Here is a 1,415-nt window from a genome sequence, read left to right on the forward strand (position 1 = left end):
GCGGCTACAACCGTGACGGTGGTGCGTCGCGTTCGGGTGGGTACAACCGTGACAACCGTGACGGTGGTGCTCCTCGTTCCGGTGGGTACAACCGTGATGGTGGCGCTCCGCGCCGTGACGGCGACGCTCCTCGCTCTGGCGGCTACAACCGTGACGGTGGTGCGTCGCGTTCGGGTGGGTACAACCGTGACAACCGTGACGGTGGTGCTCCTCGTTCCGGTGGGTACAACCGTGACGGTGGCGCTCCGCGCTCTGGCGGCTACAACCGTGACGGCGGTGCCCCGCGCCGCGATGGCGACGCTCCCCGTTCCGGTGGGTACAACCGTGATGGCGGCGCTCCGCGCTCTGGCGGCTACAACCGTGACGGCGGTGCCCCGCGCCGCGATGGCGACGCTCCCCGTTCCGGTGGCTACAACCGTGACGGCGGCGCTCCGCGTTCCGGTGGGTACAACCGTGACGGCGGTGCACCGCGTTCCGGTGGGTACAACCGTGATGGCGGTGCCCCGCGCTCTGGCGGGTACAACCGTGACGGTGGTGCCCCGCGTCGCGATGGCGACGCCCCCCGTTCCGGTGGCTACAACCGCGACGGCGGAGCCCCTCGTGCCAGCGGCTACACCCGTGACGGTGGACAGGACCGCGACTCGTCGCGTTCCTACCCGCAGCGCGGTGGAGCGGGTCGCGAACGTCCGATTCAGGCTGATGGGGATCGGCCGCGTTTCAACGACCCGCACATCCCGGACGAGGTCACGGCCCGGGACCTGCACACCTCTGCCCGCAACGAGCTGAAGACTCTCAGCAAGGAGAACGCGGAGCTGGTCGCGCGTCACCTCGCCATGGCGTCTCAGCTCATCGATGAGGATCCGGCCCGTGCACACGAGCATGCTCTCGCTGCTTCTCGCCGTGCCGGCCGTATCGCGATCGTCCGCGAGACGCTCGGGATTACTGCATACGCGACTGGAGACTTCGCTCTGGCCCTTCGCGAGCTGCGCACCTACCGTCGCATCTCCGGCAAGGACGACCAGATCGCGCTGATGGTCGACAGCGAGCGTGGGATCGGTCGCCCCGACCGCGCGCTCGAGACCGGTCGTGCCGTCGACCGCGCTGCACTCACCACCCCGGTTCGTGTATCTCTGGCGATCGCGATGTCGGGGGCGCGCCTCGATCAGGGAGACCTCGAGCTCGCGCTCGGCGAACTCGAGATTCCCGAGCTCGACCCCGACCGTGCGTTCGAGTGGAGCCCCGCGCTGTTCGCTGCCCGTGCAGCGGTGCTCGAGGATCTCGGACGAAACGACGAAGCCGATTTCTGGGCACACCGCGCAGAGGTGGCTGCCGAGGCACTCGGTGTCGACGAGGCGGGTGACGAGGAGATCCTCATCGAGGACGGCCTCATCGAGGGCGACTTCGAGGACGACGCT

Annotated in this window: 1 protein-coding gene; it reads left to right on the forward strand. The window is 68.8% G+C overall.

Annotation, left to right across the window (positions count from 1 at the left end):
- On the forward strand, nucleotides 1-1,415 hold a 1,415-nt coding region (locus tag ACIP5T_RS00015; protein WP_400859581.1), incomplete at both ends, for a primosomal protein.

It is taken from the genome of Microbacterium sp. NPDC088619 (assembly GCF_044752825.1).
Lineage (GTDB): Bacteria > Actinomycetota > Actinomycetes > Actinomycetales > Microbacteriaceae > Microbacterium.